The following is a 14505-nucleotide window of genomic DNA, read 5'->3' as shown; positions in this document are numbered from 1 at the left end:
GCTCGCTCCCACAGGGGGCTTTGTTGCGTATGCAGATGCAATGAATACCGGTGATCAGGGTGGGAGCGAGCCTGCTCGCGAAGGCGGTCTGACGGCCGCCGCATGAATAGCCTTTTAACCTTCGGGGCTCTGGCGAAAGCTCACCGCGAGGCGGTTCCAGCTGTTGATGGTGCTGATCGCGAGGGTCAGGTCCACCAATTCTTCTTCGCTGAAACTGGCGCGGGCCAGGGCGTAGACGTCGTCTGGCACTTGGCTTTCGGCCAGCAGCGTGACGGCTTCGGTCCAGGCCAGGGCGGCTCGTTCGCGCGGGTTGAAAAACCCGCTGTCGCGCCACACCGCCACCGCGTAGAGACGCCGCTCGGTCTCGCCCTGGCGACGGGCATCCACCGAATGCATGTCGGTACAGAACGCGCAGCCGTTGAGCTGCGAGGCGCGGATCCTGATCAGTTGCAATAACGCCGGTTCTATACTCAGCCGGCTGGTCAGCGCCTCCAGGCCAATCATGGCTCTCATGGCCGTGGGGGACGCACTGTAGTAATCCAGACGCGGGCTCATGGCGGGCTCCGTAGTGATCGATGCATCCACCGTAGGCCGTCGAGGCCGCGCGTGACAGGTCCAATCCGCCGAAAAACGTCCACGCAACTTCTCCGCCACAGCGCATTGCGAGTAATCTCGCGTTCTCCCCTTGCCGCAAACGATCACCCAGGAGCCCGCGGGTATGGAACTTCATGTCGTCATCAACGGCCGCAAGGACCTGACGGGCCAGTTGTACCGACAACTTCGCAGCGCCATCGAAGGTGGTCGCCTGGCGGCCGGCACGCAGCTGCCGCCCAGCCGTCTGCTGGCCGAGCAACTGGGCATCTCGCGCAAGACGGTCTCCGACACCTACGCCCAGCTGACCTACGAAAACTTCCTCACCGGCGTCATTGGCAAGGGCACCTATGTCAACGCCCGGCCGGCCAACATCGTGCGCAAGCAAAGCCACCGCGAGCTCGCCGGGGCGGACGTCGTCGAGACCTGGCGCAACATGCCGGACCTGCTGCGTCACCCGCTCCCCGAAAGTGCGTTGCGCTATGACTTCATCGGCGGCGCTACCGGCAAGGGCCAGTTTCCCCTGGATGACTGGCGCCGGTGTACGGCCCATGCCCTGCGTCAGTTCGCCAACGCCAAGGGTTTCTACAGCCAGCCCGAAGGGTTGGCGGCGCTGCGCAATGCCATCGCCCGGCATATCGCGTTCTCTCGTGGGGTCAACTGCCAGGACGAGGACGTGGTGGTGTGCAACGGCGCGCAGCAGGCGCTGGATCTGATTTCACGGGTGCTGACCCGCCCCGGCAGCCTGGTGGCCATGGAAGATCCCGGGTATCCGCCGGCACGCCTGCTCTTTGGTTCCCATGGCGCCACGGTGGCCGGGGTGCCGGTGGATGAGCAAGGCATGCGCGTGGACTTGATTCCCGATGGCACACGGCTGATCTACGTGACACCCTCCCACCAGTTCCCCCTAGGCATGCCCATGAGTCAGCCCCGGCGCGAGGCCTTGCTGTCGCGGGCCTATGAACTGGGGGCGATCATCATCGAAGACGACTACGACAGTGAATTTCGCTATGAAGGCCGGCCCACCGACTCGCTGCAAAGCATGGATGAGCGCGGGATCGTCGCCTACGTCGGGACGTTCTCCAAGACCTTGTTGCCGGAGCTGCGGCTCGGTTATGCAATCCTGCCACCGGCGATCCTCGAAGCAGTGATCCTCGCCAAGCGCCTCACCGACCAGCACACCTCCACCCTGCCCCAATGGGCGCTGGCCAAATTCATTGCCGAGGGCTGCCTGCTCAAGCACATCCGCCGTTGCCACGCCCTGTACGCAGGCCGGCGCGAGCGAATCCTGGCCCGCATGGGCGACGATCTGGCGCCTTGGTTCGAGGCCGTGCCGACCACCGCGGGTTTCCATATGGCGGTGTTGTGCAAAGTGCTAATCGACCTGCCGCTGGTGATCGAGCTGGCGAAAAAAGCCGAGGTCGGGCTCTACAGCCTCGACGGTTTTTTTCATGCCGCACCGGTACGCTCCGGCCTGATGCTGGGCTTTGGCGCCATCGAACTGCTCGACATCGACGTCGCCCTCGACCGTTTGCGCGACATTCTCCAGCAGGTCGCCTGATCGATTGGACTAGGATTTATCCGCCCATTGGCTGTTTTAGCCGGGTGCCGGCAGGCCTATTCTGCTCGGGTGTCATCGCGTATCGGAAGCACTCCCGTTCGACTTGATTCAGGAGCCAGGACAATGTCTCGCCAAGTGATCAACACCGTACAGCTGCAAGCCGCCGCCGGGCGCTCGGAAGAACTCGGCCGGCAGTTGCAGCAAATCGTCGAAACCCTGCGCGCCTTGCCGGGCTGCGATGCTTACATGGTCGACCGTTGCCCGGAGCACAGCGACCGTTGGAACGTCAGCGCCCGCTGGCAATCGGAGGCGGCCATGCAGGCCCATTTCAATTGCCCCGAAGTCCAGGGTTTCATCAGCCTGATCGAAAGCCGCCTGGCTCGCAGCGTCGACTTCAACAGTTTTCCGCTGGTGTGAATCCCTTCTCCCTGTGGCACTGAAAGCTTTCGTGGCGAGGGAGCTTGCTCCCGCTGGGTCGCGCAGCGGCCCCCAGCTTTTCGCATTGTGCCAAAAAACCTGGGCCTGCTTCGCAGTCCAGCGGGAGCAAGCTCCCTCGCCACAGGGGGCCCTCCGCGTGTGGCACTCATTGGTCTACCTGTCTTCCGAAAGATTGGACGTTTGTCCGCAACGTCTCGGGGCTTAGGGTGGAGCCATCGCCACAGCGCGAACCCACTCCCACCACAAAGGTCCCGCCTCGATGAAAACCCTCTACTTGATCGCTGCCCTTGGCCTGCTTCCCGTCGCCCCGCTCTACGCTCATGAAACCGCGCCTGCGGAAAAGATCCAGGTGTTGCAAGAGAAACTGCTGAAAAACCTGCCCGACAAAAAAGCCATGATGCTGGCCGTCGACTATGCGCCGGGCCAGTCTTCCATCGCCCACAAGCATGACGGCACGGCCATGGCCTATGTGCTTGAGGGCGCCATCACCTCCCAGGTCAAGGGCGAACCGGCGATCACCTACAAGGCCGGTGAGTTCTGGTACGAAGCCGCCGGCTCCGAGCACCTGGTGTCGAAGAACGCCAGCGCCACCCAACCGGCGAAGCTGTTGGTGTTCATGGTGATGGGCAAGGACGAAGCGGTGCTGATCCCGTTGAAAGACTGACCGCCGCCGCGACTGTGCCGGGCTTTTGGCCCGGTGCAGCTCAGGCGCCCTGGATGATGCCCTTGAGCACCGTCTTGAAACTCTCGAGTTGTTTATCGCTGAACTGGCCGAACACCTTTTCCTGCTGCTCCTTGGCAATCGCCCAGAGGCCTTCGGTTTCATCGATGCCCTTGACGGTAAGGCGCACGCGATCGCCTTCATCGGTAACCAGCCCCTTGCGTCGCAGATTGGCCACCGCCTCTTCAATCTCACGCACCGGCATCGCCACTTCGCGCTGCAGATCGGCCATGTTCAGGCCGGCGTCGTTCTCCAGCACCATCAACATCCGCGCCTCGCTGGTGCGCAGTCCGGTGGACAACTGACGCGGCTGGTAACTGGCCTGGTAGGCCCGTAGAGCCTGGGTCATCAGGTAATACAGGTTATGACTCAAGCGACCCTGGAAATGACTGCTCGGCGGCTGGCCTTCGCCGCGCTGGGTCATGCGCGTATGCGGCAGGACCATCGAATAGGCGCCCTGATGGTAGAGCAACGGCGAGCGCCCGAAATCATCGAACGCGACGACTTTGCCGATCATGATCCAATGATCACCGCCATCGACCTGCTGGAACTTCTCGCAATGGAAACGCGCCGAGCAATCGATGAACACCGGCGCGCCCCCTTCCCCGGCCTCGAACTGGATTTCGGCGAAGCGGTCATCCTTGGGCCGGGCGAAGTTGTTCGACAGGTCGATCTGGTCGGCGGCCAGCACGTTGACGGCGAAATGGCTCGCGGCTTCGAATACGCCGTGGCTGCTGGAACGCTTGTCGATGCTCCAGAGAATCAGCGGCGGGTCGAGGGATACCGAATTGAAGCTGTTGGCCGTCACGCCGACCTTGCGCCCATCCTCGGTCGCGGCGGTGACCACGGTCACGCCGGTGGCAAAGTTGCCCAGGGCCCGGCGGAACGCGCGGGTGTCGAAAGCAGTTTCACAGATATCGGACATGCAAGACTCCCGGCCGCCTCAGTCGACGGCCTCGATTGTTGTTATTGGAACCGGGTTTGCCGGGCAGACGATCAGACCATGCTGGGATCGGGCTCAAGACCCATCAACTCCCGGCCCAGGATCTGCGCGCAGACGTCATAGTCGGTGTAGGCATGGGCGCCGGTCAGGTGCGCATCGCGGAACAGCCGTTGCAGTTCATTGGTTTCGAACCACGCGCCGCCGCCCGCGGCTTCCATCAGGCGATCCACCGCCTGGATGCACATCCTGGTCGCATAACCCTGGTTGGTCCGCCAGAACGCCAGGGTCTCGCGGCTCGGGTATTGATGCCGCTCGCTGTGCTCGGCGTGGTCTTCCCAGGTTTTTTCGAGGAAAGCCCGAGCCGCGGCCACCTGGTGGGTGGACTCGGCCAGGCGCATCAGCGCTGGCGTGGCGGCGCCGACCGCGGCACCGGTGTAGGCCCGCACGCGGGTCCGGGTCTTCTCGCGAAAGACCTCCAGCATGCGCTCGGCGACGCCCAGGCTGACGGTAGAAAAGCCGCTGGCGAAATACGGACGATACGGCGCGTAGAAAATCTTGCTGTCGGGGTATAGGCCAAAGCCGCCGGACGTGCCTTCCATCATGTCCTTGGCTTTCTGGATCCGGTGTTCCGGCACTAAGGCGTTATTGATGATCAGAGTCTTGCTGCCGCTGCCGCGCATGCCGACCGCGTACCAGTCATCGCGGATCTCATAATCGCGGCGAGGCAACACCGCAAAGCAGTAATCCTGGGTGCCTTCGGCATTCTTTCGGCGGAAACCGACAATAGCCCATTCGGCGCGGTCGCAACCGCTGCTCCAGCCCATTTCGCCGCTGAACGTCACGCCGCCCTCGACTTCCTCGGTGCGGCCGAAAGGCGCGATGCTGCTGCTGGCGGTGGCGTCGGGGTCGTCACCCCAGACCTCCTCCTGGGTCTGGGCCGGAAACAATGCCAACTGATGACTGTGGGTGCACAACAGGCTCATGGCCCAGGCGGTGCTTGCGCAAGCGCCGGCCAGCAAAGCGATGCAATCGGCGAACTGCGGCAGGGAAATCTCCATGCCACCGTATTTTTTCGGCTGGAAGGCCCGGTGCATGCCTATGCTCTTGAGCAGGGCAATGTTCTCGACGGGAACGGTACGGTCCTTCTCGGCCTGGAAGGCGTTGGCGGCGATGACCGGCAGGATTGGCTTGAGGTCTTCGAGCAGCGGGTTTGGCTTTTTCATGGACGGGCTCTTTTATTATCTGGCGTCTGCCGATCCCGCCCTTGCCCGCCGGCCAGGCGGTTGCACAAACAGCGGGATCAATGATTAAGGCCGGTCCAGTATGGGTTCACCGGAGCCGCTGAAAAATGCACCTTCCAGATCCAAGATTGTACTTTTCATGGTGCGCGATACCGCGATGGCGCGCTCGGTCAAATAACCGGCACGGATGATCAAGACAGCCACCCCCGCCAGGCCCCTTAATAGAGCCATCCCTCGCAGCGCCTGGCTCAGGCCCTGCAAGCGGAGCTTTCCTTCACTTTGTCAGGTTGCGTCATGATCAATATCGAAACGCCCACCTATTACACGGCCACCAAGAAGTACAACCTCAGTTTTGCGACCCTGGAACAGGACGTGGAAGCCGACGTTGTGGTCATCGGTGGCGGTTTCTCCGGCATCAACACCGCGTTGGAGCTGGCGGAGAAAGGCATTACCAACATCGTGGTGCTGGAGGCGCGTTACCTGGGCTTCGGCGGCACCGGACGCAACGGCGGCCAGATCATGGCCGGCATTGGTCATGACCTGGAAAAAATCAAGAAGGACGTCGGTGAAGAGGGTCTGCGCCAGGTCTTCGAAGTCAGCGACCTGGGCGCCGACATCATCAAGGACCGCATTGCCAAATACGATATCGATGCGGACTTCTGCCATGGCTATGGCTACATGGGTTTCAACGCCCGCCAGGAAAAGACCCTGCGGGCCTGGGAAAAAGATTTCAAGTCGATCAACAGCAAGCACGAGATCCGCTTTCTCGGCGGCTCCGACGTCCAGCAGATCATTGGGTCCAACGCGTACGGCAGCGCATTGCTGCACATGGGCGGTGGGCATGTGCACTCGCTGAACCTGCTGTTGGGCGAAGCCAAGGCACTCGTCAGCCACGGCGTGCGGATCTTCGAGAACAGCCCGGCGCTGGAGGTCAGTTATGGCGAACGCATCACCGTGCGCACCGGCCGTGGCTCGGTCAGGGCCAGCAAGCTGTTGTGGGCCTGCGACAGTTTCCTGAACAAGCTGGAACCGGAGCTGCATCGCTCGACCATCAACACCTACGCGTTCCAGATGATGACCGAGCCGCTGTCGGATGAGCTGATCCAGCGCATCAGCCCGATTCGCGGCGCCTACAGCGACATCCGGCCGGTGATCGACTACTACCGCGTTACCAACGAGAACCGCCTGCTGTTCGGCGCGGCAACGCCGTTGGTCGAGCATATCCCGCAGGATCTGAAGGCGTGGAACCGGCGCCTGATGCTGAAGATTTTCCCTTATCTGAAGGATGTGAAGATCGACCTGGCCTGGGGCGGCCCCATGGCGTGCAGTCCGAACCTGTTCCCCCAGGTCGGCACCCTGCCCGGTCGCAGCAATGCGTTTTTCGTCCAGGGCTACTCGGGTTTTGGCGTCACGCCGAGCCACATCATCTGCAAGGTGCTGGCCGAAGGCATGAGCGAAGGCTCGGCGCGCTACGACCTGGTCAGCTCGATCAACCGTCCGACCATCATCGGCAAGGACGCGATCCGTCCGCTATTGCTGACCGCCGGCAAGTCCTGGCATCAGTTGTCGGGTTACTGGAATGGTCGTCGTTGACAACACCCTGATACAGCCACTGTGGGAGCGAGCCTGCTCGCGAAAACAGTACGACAGTCGACATTGATGTTGCCTGACTCAACGCTTTCGCGAGCAGGCTCGCTCCCACAGAGGGCACGCTTGACCCGGATTGAACATACACCCCGACTTTTATCAGGAGATATCCCATGCCGCTTACCACCCTCGAAAAAAACATCCAACTGTCCGACCTGGACGCCTGGGGCACCGTTGCCGACCTCGGTTCGCAGATTCTCGAAGGCGAAGTCAAAGCCTTCGGCAAGATGACCTTCGGTGCGCCCACCGACCCGGTCAGCAGCGCCTACTTCGGCACCACCCAAGGCAAGTTCCGCATGGTCTATCCGTTCGCCGAACAGGCCACTGTGGTCACCGGCGAAGTGGTCCTCACCGACGAAGCCACCGGCCTGAGCACCCGCTACAAGGCCGGCGACAGCTGGTTCGTGACCAAGGGCACGCCCGTCCTGTGGGAAGTGGTCAGCGAAAGTTTCGTGAAACACTACTTCGCGGTAGCCTGACCGATTCCGGCTGTCGGCCCCCGTCGGCAGCCTCCTGGCGGAGTCTGGAAAATGAATGTCATCGCTGTACAAGACATCGCAAGTCATTGCCTGAACGCCTTCACGCAACTCATTCCCGCCAGCCGGGCGGCGTTCTATCGCGTAGACCGGCATTTGCAGGCCTACGACTTCAGCTTGCACGGCATGAGTGGCGAGATGCACCAGGACTATCTCGACCATTACTGCGCGTTCGATCCGCTGCGCCCGCGAAACTGTCTCTCCAGTCCGAGCGTCGTCCCGCTGAGCCTGGCCATGGCCCGCCAACCGGTCCGCGACAATCATTGCTACCAGCGTTTCCTGCAGCGCTATGGCGTGGTGGATGTCGTGGAAGTGTTCGTCCACCGCGCCGGCCAGCCGCAAGCGGCGATTTCAATGCTGCGCACCGCCGAACAAGGCGCGTTCACCGGCCAGCAATTGAGCCAGCTCAGCGCGCTGCAAACGTTGCTGCATCTGGCGGTGGCCCAGTTGCCCTGCGCGGACGACGGTCTCGGCCAGCTGACGCCCAAGGAGCGGCAGATTGCGCTGTTGCTGCGCGAGGGCGCCAGTAACAAACAACTGGCCCGAGCACTCGACATCGGCCTGCCGACGGTCAAGACCCACCTGATCAACCTGTTCCGCAAGACCGGCGTGAGCAATCGTACCGAGCTGGTCAGCAGCCTTTTCCTGTAACACCGAGCCTGTGGCACCGCCCCGTGGCGAGGGAGCTTGCTCCCGCTGGGCTGCGCAGCGGCCCCAGAAAAGGCGACTCGGTCTCTCTGAAAAATCGCGATAACCGATTTCAGGACCGCTGCGCGGCCCAGCGGGAGCAAGCTCCCTCGCCACAAGAGCTTTGCTCAACCCTTTGGTTGATAGGCCGACGCTCTGCTAGGCGCCATGATCCGAGTGGCACATACAACCACCGGAGCCTTGCAATGAGTACTTCTTCAGACTGGATCACCGTCGGCGCCCTGGCCGATGGCTTTGCCCCCGAAGCCTTCATCCTGCCGAACCTCGCCGACCTGGACGGCAAGACCTTTACCCTGCACTTTGCCAATGGCTGGCAGATCGAACATCGCTTCGAACAGGACGCGCTGAGCTGGAAAGCAGCCGATGGGCATTCCACCGGCACCGCGCCGTATCGAGCCACGTCGGTGCGTCCGGGCCTGTACCTCGTCGACTTCATCAAGCGCGAAGATGGCCAGACGTGGCCGGTGAGCCTGGTGCTCGATACCGTCAGTGCTGCGTTCACCGCCGTGATCGGGCGCATGCCCGCCGAGGCGCAAACGCGCGAAGGCCTCTACAGCCGCGCATTGGCCGGCAAACCATTGACCTCGGTGGAAGTCGAGTTCCTCCACGGCACGCTGGATCGTCCATGGCAACCGGGCCTCTGCCCTCACGCACCGACGAGCGAACTGGTGGGGCTGCGCAACCTGTATCGCTACAGCCCGAGTGAAGTCTACGAACACATCTACCTCAATCAGCGGTTTTATTCCTGGCAGTGCCTCAAGGGCGTTGAACAAGGCCTGTGCGACACCGACCGCTGCGACACCTACAAGATTGCCGATCAGCTGTACCTGTTCGTTTGGCGGGAGAAGATCATCCCGACCCTGGGCCTGGTGCTGATCGACCTGCAGCAGCACCGTAGCGACGGCAAGATTTTCGGTTACGCCGGCACATCCTTCGACGAGTTCTCGAATTTCCCGGTCAGCTCCTATTGCCAGGTACTCAACCAGACGGAGTACCCCGATGCCTGAGCCAAGCACCGTCGTAATCACGGGTGCCGGCACCGGCATCGGTGCCGCTTGCGCCCGCCTGTACGCCGCCGAGGGTGCCAACCTGGTGCTGATCGGCCGGCGCCGCGAGCCGCTGGAGCAACTGTCAGAGGAAATCGGCGGCCTGGTGCTGGTGGGCGACGCGGCGTGCCCGGCGACGTGGGACGGTTTCGTCGCACAGATACGCCAACGCTTTGGCCGACTTGACGTGCTGCTGGCTTGCGCCGGCGGGCTGGGCCAGGGCAGCGCCACCGACACCAGCCCGTCGGCGTGGGAAGCGGCGCTACGCAGCAACCTGGACAGCGCCTTTTACAGCGCTCGTGCCTGCCTGCCGCTGCTGATGGAGAGCGTCGGCAATATCGTGTTCGTCGCCTCCATCGCCTCCCTGGCAGCCGGACCGCAGGTCTGCGGCTACACCACCGCCAAACATGCGCTGCTCGGCCTCAGTCGCTCGCTGGCGCGGGACTACGGACCACGCGGTATGCGCGTCAACGCGGTTTGCCCTGGTTGGGTACGCACGCCGATGGCCGATGAAGAGATGCAGGCCTTGATGCAGTTCCACGGTGAGAATCTGCAACAGGCCTATGCCCGGGCCTGCGCCGATGTGCCATTGGGCAGGCCCGCCAGCGCCGAGGAAATCGCCCGGGTTTGTCGTTTCCTGGCCTCGCCGGATGCTTCGATCATCACTGGCGCGACGCTGGTGGCCGATGGCGGATCCAGCATCGTCGATGTGCCGACACTAGCCTTCAGCCGAATGGAGCAAGCAAATGCCTGATGATCTGCATTTCTCCGGCAAGACAGTGCTGGTGACCGGCGGCGCGCAAGGCATCGGCCGGGCCATCGTCGAAGGGTTTGCCTGGCGTGGGGCGCGAGTGGTCATCGCCGACCTGGATCTGGCGGGGGCCAAGGCTGTATCCAGCGACCTGCGCGCCAGCGCTTACCCGGTGGATGCCATGGGCGTCGACCTGGCCGACGCCACGGCCATTACGCAAATGATCGCCGAGCTGGAACAACGCACCGGCAGGCTGGATGTGCTGGTGCACAACGCCGGCTATTTCCCCCTGACGCCCTTCGCCGAAATCACGCCAGCGGTGCTGGAGCGAACGCTGGCGGTGAATCTGTCAGCGTTGTTCTGGCTGACCCAGGCCGCACTGCCGATGTTCCGTCGCCAGGGTCAGGGCTGCGTGCTGGTGACCTCTTCGGTGACCGGCCCGCGCGTAGCCTACCCGGGCCTCAGCCACTATGCGGCGTCCAAGGCCGGGGTCAACGGCTTCATCCGCAATGCGGCGCTGGAGCTGGCGGCGGAAAATATCCGCGTCAATGGCGTCGAGCCGGGGATGATCGCAACACCGGCCATGGCCAACCTGGGGGACGCCCAAGTCAACCACGACATCGCCCGCCGAGTACCGCTGGGGCGACTCGGCAAACCGTCGGACATCGCCGCAGCCATGCTGTTCCTGGCCTCGGACCTGGCCGCCTACATCACCGGCCAGACCCTGATCGTCGATGGCGGCTCAACCTTGCCGGAGGTTTGAGCCCTGTTCGCGATAGCGGTGGGTCAGCTGGCATCGTTGCCGAATCAACCGCCGCCTTCGCGAGCAGGCTCGCTCCCACACTGTTATGTGTCGTTCACCTGATCCGGAGTCAACCCGGTCACCTGTGGGAGCGAGCCTGCTCGCGAAGGCGGTGGATCAGGCCACCCCTTGCGCCTGCTGCAACTGGCTGGAGCGGAACGCCTTGGGCGACTGTTCGAATTGTTTCTTGAACGAACGGCTGAAGTGTGCCGAATCGGTGAAGCCCCATTTGTAGGCAATCGAGGTGATCGACTCGTCCCGCAAGAAAGGATTGGCCAGGTCATCGGCGCTGCGCTTGAGGCGGGCGCGCTGGATGTAGCGGCACACGCTGTCATCCTGCTCTTCGAACAAGCGGTACAGGTGTCGCACCGAGATGTTCAAGCGATTGGCCAGGCCGACCGGGCTGAGACCGGGTTGGGTCAGGCATTCATCAATGACTTTCTGTACGTAGCTGCGCAGATGACTGCCTTGCAACCCGACGCTGTCGCCGCACAGGTCGGTTTCATGCTCCAGCGCCGATCCCAACAGCGAGACAAAGGCGTTTTGCAGGGCTTCGCCCTCCCCGGCGCTGCTTTCGCCCTCCGGGGTGTCCTTGCAGAGCTGGTCCACCAATACATGCAGCATTCTTCCGCAAGCCTTGCTTGAAGAAATCTTGCCGAAGGTCTTGCTGTCGCCGCCCAGTCGCCTGGCGACGTCGCGCCGAGATAAAGACAACACGGCATGCTCGATCAGGCCGAACGGGCTGATTTCAAGAGAACCCACCGAATCCATCAGCAACAGCTCGCCGGGAGCCAGCTGGATACTCGTGCCATTTTGGGTGATACGCGAATAACCGCTGCGCTGGCTGACCAGGAAACAGTCCTGGTCATCATCGTGATCCGGTTTGCATAGCTGGCGCCGGATGGAACCGGCATTGGTGCGCAGGTTAGCGAGTGAGAGGCCGCCGCGCTGAAAGGTCGACACTTCGCCAATGAACAACGCGCGATTGAAGGCCAGCTCCGTCTCGAAATGGCCGCATGTCGCACGCAGGTCCCGATTCCAGGTGTCCAGCCCGCCTTGCCCAGCCTGTTGCATGCTCATGGCGCTCTCCACAATGGCTTATTGTTTTTGTGCGGCAATAGTTAACATGTTATCTAAATGCGCGCAACAAGTACCTGATCGCCAGAGCAGTAGCAGGAATGATGCCAGGCAAAACGAAAACTCAGAACGTCGAGAGTACCCTCCGCAGCCCACCCAGCGTTGCGAACAAGGCCTCGCGCTGCAATGGGCTCAGCGCGATGTAGCGGCGGAACGCGGGCATCCGGTTGACCACCTCGCTGCCGCCCACATGCTCCAGTCGCACAGACCATTGCCGGCCTTGCAATTCGATGTCCAGGCGCTTGAAGTCCAGCGGCATCAGGGCGGCGTAAAGCGCACGATCACCTTCGATGGCCGTCCGCAGCCGAACCGACAACGCGTCATCTCCCTTCAACTGGCGGCAACGAATGCCGCTGCGCCGAATGGCTCCGCCGTGGTGCAATTGCAGGCGCGCGTTGCCCTTGCTCGACGCAGGCACGTGCAACACGAACTCGGTCGTTACCACGTGCATCAACAACTGCGACTCGGTGCGCTCGACGATCTCCAGTTGCAGGCCGCCATCGTCGGTGACCACCGTCGCCGCCCCCGGCATCGACACCGCAAACCGCGCGAGTGCGAGGTTGCGTCGCAAATGCTCCAGCGTTACCCCGGGTCGATAACCGGCCGGGGCGCGACGGGCGCTGAACAGCTCAGACAGCTTTTGCAGCAGGCTCGATAAACCCGCCGACAGGTTGCCCTGGCTCATGGGAAAACTCCTTGGCCAGCACGTCTTCGACGGTCGCCGGCTTGAATGGATTGACCTTCTGCACCACCAGGGTCCAGAACAGGGCGTAGGCCGCGGTACCGCCAAGCATCACGGCGAAGGGCACATAAATGTCCGCCGGATTCATGCCCGGCGGCGTGATGAACCACATGCCCAGGACGATGCCGACGCTGGACAGGATCTGTGGCAGCGGGAAAAACGGCGAGCGGTAGGCCCGGGGCAGATCGGGACGGCGGACGCGCAGGCTGATCACCGAAATCGTCACCAGCAGATAGGCAAAACTCCAGGCGCACACCGCCGCCAGTACCAGATGCATGATGTTATCGGTGTTACCGCCGAGCCACAGCGCATGCAGGCAAGGGATCAGCATCGCCACCAGGATGCACAGCAACGGCGTCTTGAAACGGGGATGCAGGTAGGTGAAGACCTTGGGCAGCGCGCCATCCACCGCCATGCCGTAGAGAATGCGCGGCACCCCGGCCATCAGCGTATTGATGGTCGCGGCGCCGGCAAACAGGAAGCCGATCCCCAGCCACATCGGCCCGATGTCGCCCATCACCTGCTCGGCGAAGCGCGGAATCGCCATGGGCGTGTCCAGCAGGTGAACCCCGCTGGTGGCATCTAGCAGCACGTTTTCCACCTGGCGCTTCATCGCCGCGCCATAAATGAACATGCAGGCCGCGACGCTGAACAGGCCCAGCATCATCGCTCTAGGCATGGTCCTGGCTGACTGGCGCAGGTCCGGCGCCAGTGGCGTGACAAATTCGCATCCGACGAACATGAACATTGCCATGCCCACCAGCGACAGCACCGTGACCAGGTCGGTCCCGACCACGGACGCGCCGAACCAGCCCTCGAGTTCTACCGCCGGCGCGGCGATCAGCCCCAACACGCCGAACACCATCAGGGTGGTCCACATGCCGAAGGTCAGGATGATTTCGGCCCGGCCAAAAGCACTGACGCCGAATGCGTTGAGTACACCAAACACCACCACGAAACCCACGCCCAGCAGCCAGGAACCACCGGCCGATTCGACCAGGGTATTGAGGTGTTCGAAGTTCACCAGGGCCATGACCCCGGCCAGGATGGTTTCCGCCGTTCCGGCAAACACATGGACAATCAGGTACGCCGACAAAGTGCCGGTAATCGCGAAGAAGCGCCCCATGCCGCAGTTGATGTAATCGTAGACCGAGCCGGTGGTCGGCAAGATCGATGCGGCTTCGGCGAACGTCGTCGCCTGGGCCAGCATCATCACCACCGCGATCAGCATCGCCATGGCGAAGGCGCTGCCACCGATGCCGAACCCCATGGTGGCGGTCAGGATGACCGGGCTGGCCATGATCAGGCCAATGGTGCTGGCCAACGCAGTGGGAAAACCCACCGTACCCCGGTTCAGATGCTCGGTGAGCCTGTCATTGATCGACATGGTGCGGATCCTCGAAAAACGGACTTTTAGTATGGTTGCTACCGCCGTCCGGGCACTGGCGTTCAAGCCTTCCCCAGCCAGTCCCTGATTGAAACGGCGTTGCGTGCAGGATCACTGTGCGCCGCCTCGCCCCGAGCGTCTTGCCCATGCCTGCCGCCGGTCTTGTAGCTGCCTGCCACTGCCACAGCCATGGCGGCCAGGGTCAATACCTTGGCAGGCTGGTGAAAGACTTCGCAGCCCAGGCTCTCCCTAAT

General features: G+C 62.5%; 16 protein-coding genes. 9 read left to right on the top strand and 7 right to left on the bottom strand.

The window, feature by feature from the left end; genetic code table 11:
- Positions 1–114: 114 nt before the first annotated feature.
- Positions 115–555, bottom strand: coding sequence for a carboxymuconolactone decarboxylase family protein (locus J3P91_RS13590; RefSeq protein ID WP_434604852.1), 441 nt, complete (start codon positions 553–555; stop codon positions 115–117).
- 163 nt (positions 556–718) lie between these two features.
- On the opposite strand from J3P91_RS13590, the gene J3P91_RS13585 reads away from it, so the two are divergent.
- The 3 genes from J3P91_RS13585 (at position 719) to J3P91_RS13575 (ending at position 3254) form a co-directional block, all read left to right on the top strand.
- Complete coding sequence (locus J3P91_RS13585) at positions 719–2152, top strand: PLP-dependent aminotransferase family protein (protein ID WP_434604850.1); 1434 nt, start codon at positions 719–721, stop codon at positions 2150–2152.
- Positions 2153–2275: 123 nt separating this feature from the next.
- Positions 2276–2569, top strand: a complete 294-nt coding sequence (locus tag J3P91_RS13580; protein ID WP_434604848.1) for a putative quinol monooxygenase — start codon at positions 2276–2278, stop codon at positions 2567–2569.
- 280 nt (positions 2570–2849) lie between these two features.
- Complete coding sequence (locus J3P91_RS13575; protein ID WP_434604846.1) at positions 2850–3254, top strand: cupin domain-containing protein; 405 nt, start codon at positions 2850–2852, stop codon at positions 3252–3254.
- Between the two features lie 40 nt (positions 3255–3294).
- Here J3P91_RS13575 and J3P91_RS13570 read toward each other — a convergent pair whose 3' ends face one another.
- From J3P91_RS13570 to J3P91_RS13560, 3 genes are all read right to left on the bottom strand, one after another.
- On the bottom strand, positions 3295–4236 hold the full coding sequence (locus J3P91_RS13570) for a p-hydroxyphenylacetate 3-hydroxylase reductase component (protein ID WP_434604844.1): 942 nt from the start codon (positions 4234–4236) through the stop codon (positions 3295–3297).
- Between the two features lie 71 nt (positions 4237–4307).
- Entirely contained in the window at positions 4308–5477 is a 1170-nt protein-coding gene (locus J3P91_RS13565) for a p-hydroxyphenylacetate 3-hydroxylase oxygenase component (protein WP_434604842.1), read from the bottom strand.
- A gap of 84 nt (positions 5478–5561) precedes the next feature.
- On the bottom strand, positions 5562–5756 hold the full coding sequence (locus J3P91_RS13560) for a hypothetical protein (protein ID WP_434604840.1): 195 nt from the start codon (positions 5754–5756) through the stop codon (positions 5562–5564).
- Between the two features lie 33 nt (positions 5757–5789).
- Here J3P91_RS13560 and J3P91_RS13555 point away from each other — a divergent pair, with 33 nt between their 5' ends.
- The 6 genes from J3P91_RS13555 (at position 5790) to J3P91_RS13530 (ending at position 10946) form a co-directional block, all read left to right on the top strand.
- Complete coding sequence (locus J3P91_RS13555) at positions 5790–7088, top strand: NAD(P)/FAD-dependent oxidoreductase (RefSeq protein WP_434604838.1); 1299 nt, start codon at positions 5790–5792, stop codon at positions 7086–7088.
- 167 nt (positions 7089–7255) lie between these two features.
- Complete coding sequence (locus J3P91_RS13550; protein WP_434604836.1) at positions 7256–7621, top strand: cupin domain-containing protein; 366 nt, start codon at positions 7256–7258, stop codon at positions 7619–7621.
- 51 nt (positions 7622–7672) lie between these two features.
- Positions 7673–8329 (top strand): response regulator transcription factor, encoded by a 657-nt coding sequence (locus J3P91_RS13545; RefSeq protein ID WP_434604834.1) that lies wholly within the window; start codon positions 7673–7675, stop codon positions 8327–8329.
- Positions 8330–8571: 242 nt separating this feature from the next.
- On the top strand, positions 8572–9393 hold the full coding sequence (locus J3P91_RS13540) for a molybdenum cofactor biosynthesis F family protein (RefSeq protein WP_434604832.1): 822 nt from the start codon (positions 8572–8574) through the stop codon (positions 9391–9393).
- Positions 9386–10186 carry an SDR family NAD(P)-dependent oxidoreductase gene (locus tag J3P91_RS13535; RefSeq protein WP_434604830.1) on the top strand — a complete coding sequence of 267 codons (801 nt, stop codon included), beginning with the start codon at positions 9386–9388 and terminating at the stop codon, positions 10184–10186. The genes J3P91_RS13540 and J3P91_RS13535 overlap by 8 nt, the downstream gene beginning before the upstream one ends.
- Positions 10179–10946 (top strand): SDR family oxidoreductase, encoded by a 768-nt coding sequence (locus tag J3P91_RS13530; RefSeq protein ID WP_434604828.1) that lies wholly within the window; start codon positions 10179–10181, stop codon positions 10944–10946. The genes J3P91_RS13535 and J3P91_RS13530 overlap by 8 nt, the downstream gene beginning before the upstream one ends.
- 156 nt (positions 10947–11102) lie before the next feature.
- Here the strand turns inward: J3P91_RS13530 and feaR are convergent, their stop codons facing one another.
- From feaR to J3P91_RS13515, 3 genes are all read right to left on the bottom strand, one after another.
- The gene (feaR, locus tag J3P91_RS13525; protein WP_434604827.1) at positions 11103–12065 is read right to left on the bottom strand and encodes a transcriptional regulator FeaR; all 963 of its coding nucleotides are present in this window, start codon (positions 12063–12065) and stop codon (positions 11103–11105) included.
- A gap of 121 nt (positions 12066–12186) precedes the next feature.
- Positions 12187–12807, bottom strand: a complete 621-nt coding sequence (locus J3P91_RS13520; protein WP_434604825.1) for a DUF3156 family protein — start codon at positions 12805–12807, stop codon at positions 12187–12189.
- Positions 12752–14251 carry an APC family permease gene (locus J3P91_RS13515; protein ID WP_434604823.1) on the bottom strand — a complete coding sequence of 500 codons (1500 nt, stop codon included), beginning with the start codon at positions 14249–14251 and terminating at the stop codon, positions 12752–12754. The genes J3P91_RS13520 and J3P91_RS13515 overlap by 56 nt, the downstream gene beginning before the upstream one ends.
- Positions 14252–14505: the final 254 nt, after the last annotated feature.

Origin of the sequence: Pseudomonas sp. Z4-7 (assembly GCF_051131965.1) — a bacterium.
In the GTDB taxonomy this organism is placed as follows: domain Bacteria; phylum Pseudomonadota; class Gammaproteobacteria; order Pseudomonadales; family Pseudomonadaceae; genus Aquipseudomonas.
The sequence above is the reverse complement of the archived record's forward strand: the minus strand, read 5'-3'. Positions and strand labels throughout refer to the sequence as shown.

What these genes read in the sequence shown, in the direction of transcription:
- J3P91_RS13570 (WP_434604844.1), bottom strand. Translation starts at nt 4,236, where the DNA reads ATGTCCGATATCTGTGAAACTGCTTTCGACACCCGCGCGTTCCGCCGG.
- J3P91_RS13580 (WP_434604848.1), top strand. Translation starts at nt 2,276, where the DNA reads ATGTCTCGCCAAGTGATCAACACCGTACAGCTGCAAGCCGCCGCCGGG.
- J3P91_RS13535 (WP_434604830.1), top strand. Translation starts at nt 9,386, where the DNA reads ATGCCTGAGCCAAGCACCGTCGTAATCACGGGTGCCGGCACCGGCATC.
- J3P91_RS13520 (WP_434604825.1), bottom strand. Translation starts at nt 12,807, where the DNA reads ATGAGCCAGGGCAACCTGTCGGCGGGTTTATCGAGCCTGCTGCAAAAG.
- J3P91_RS13565 (WP_434604842.1), bottom strand. Translation starts at nt 5,477, where the DNA reads ATGAAAAAGCCAAACCCGCTGCTCGAAGACCTCAAGCCAATCCTGCCG.
- feaR (WP_434604827.1), bottom strand. Translation starts at nt 12,065, where the DNA reads ATGAGCATGCAACAGGCTGGGCAAGGCGGGCTGGACACCTGGAATCGG.
- J3P91_RS13590 (WP_434604852.1), bottom strand. Translation starts at nt 555, where the DNA reads ATGAGCCCGCGTCTGGATTACTACAGTGCGTCCCCCACGGCCATGAGA.
- J3P91_RS13530 (WP_434604828.1), top strand. Translation starts at nt 10,179, where the DNA reads ATGCCTGATGATCTGCATTTCTCCGGCAAGACAGTGCTGGTGACCGGC.
- J3P91_RS13550 (WP_434604836.1), top strand. Translation starts at nt 7,256, where the DNA reads ATGCCGCTTACCACCCTCGAAAAAAACATCCAACTGTCCGACCTGGAC.
- J3P91_RS13585 (WP_434604850.1), top strand. Translation starts at nt 719, where the DNA reads ATGGAACTTCATGTCGTCATCAACGGCCGCAAGGACCTGACGGGCCAG.
- J3P91_RS13515 (WP_434604823.1), bottom strand. Translation starts at nt 14,251, where the DNA reads ATGTCGATCAATGACAGGCTCACCGAGCATCTGAACCGGGGTACGGTG.
- J3P91_RS13545 (WP_434604834.1), top strand. Translation starts at nt 7,673, where the DNA reads ATGAATGTCATCGCTGTACAAGACATCGCAAGTCATTGCCTGAACGCC.
- J3P91_RS13575 (WP_434604846.1), top strand. Translation starts at nt 2,850, where the DNA reads ATGAAAACCCTCTACTTGATCGCTGCCCTTGGCCTGCTTCCCGTCGCC.
- J3P91_RS13540 (WP_434604832.1), top strand. Translation starts at nt 8,572, where the DNA reads ATGAGTACTTCTTCAGACTGGATCACCGTCGGCGCCCTGGCCGATGGC.
- J3P91_RS13555 (WP_434604838.1), top strand. Translation starts at nt 5,790, where the DNA reads ATGATCAATATCGAAACGCCCACCTATTACACGGCCACCAAGAAGTAC.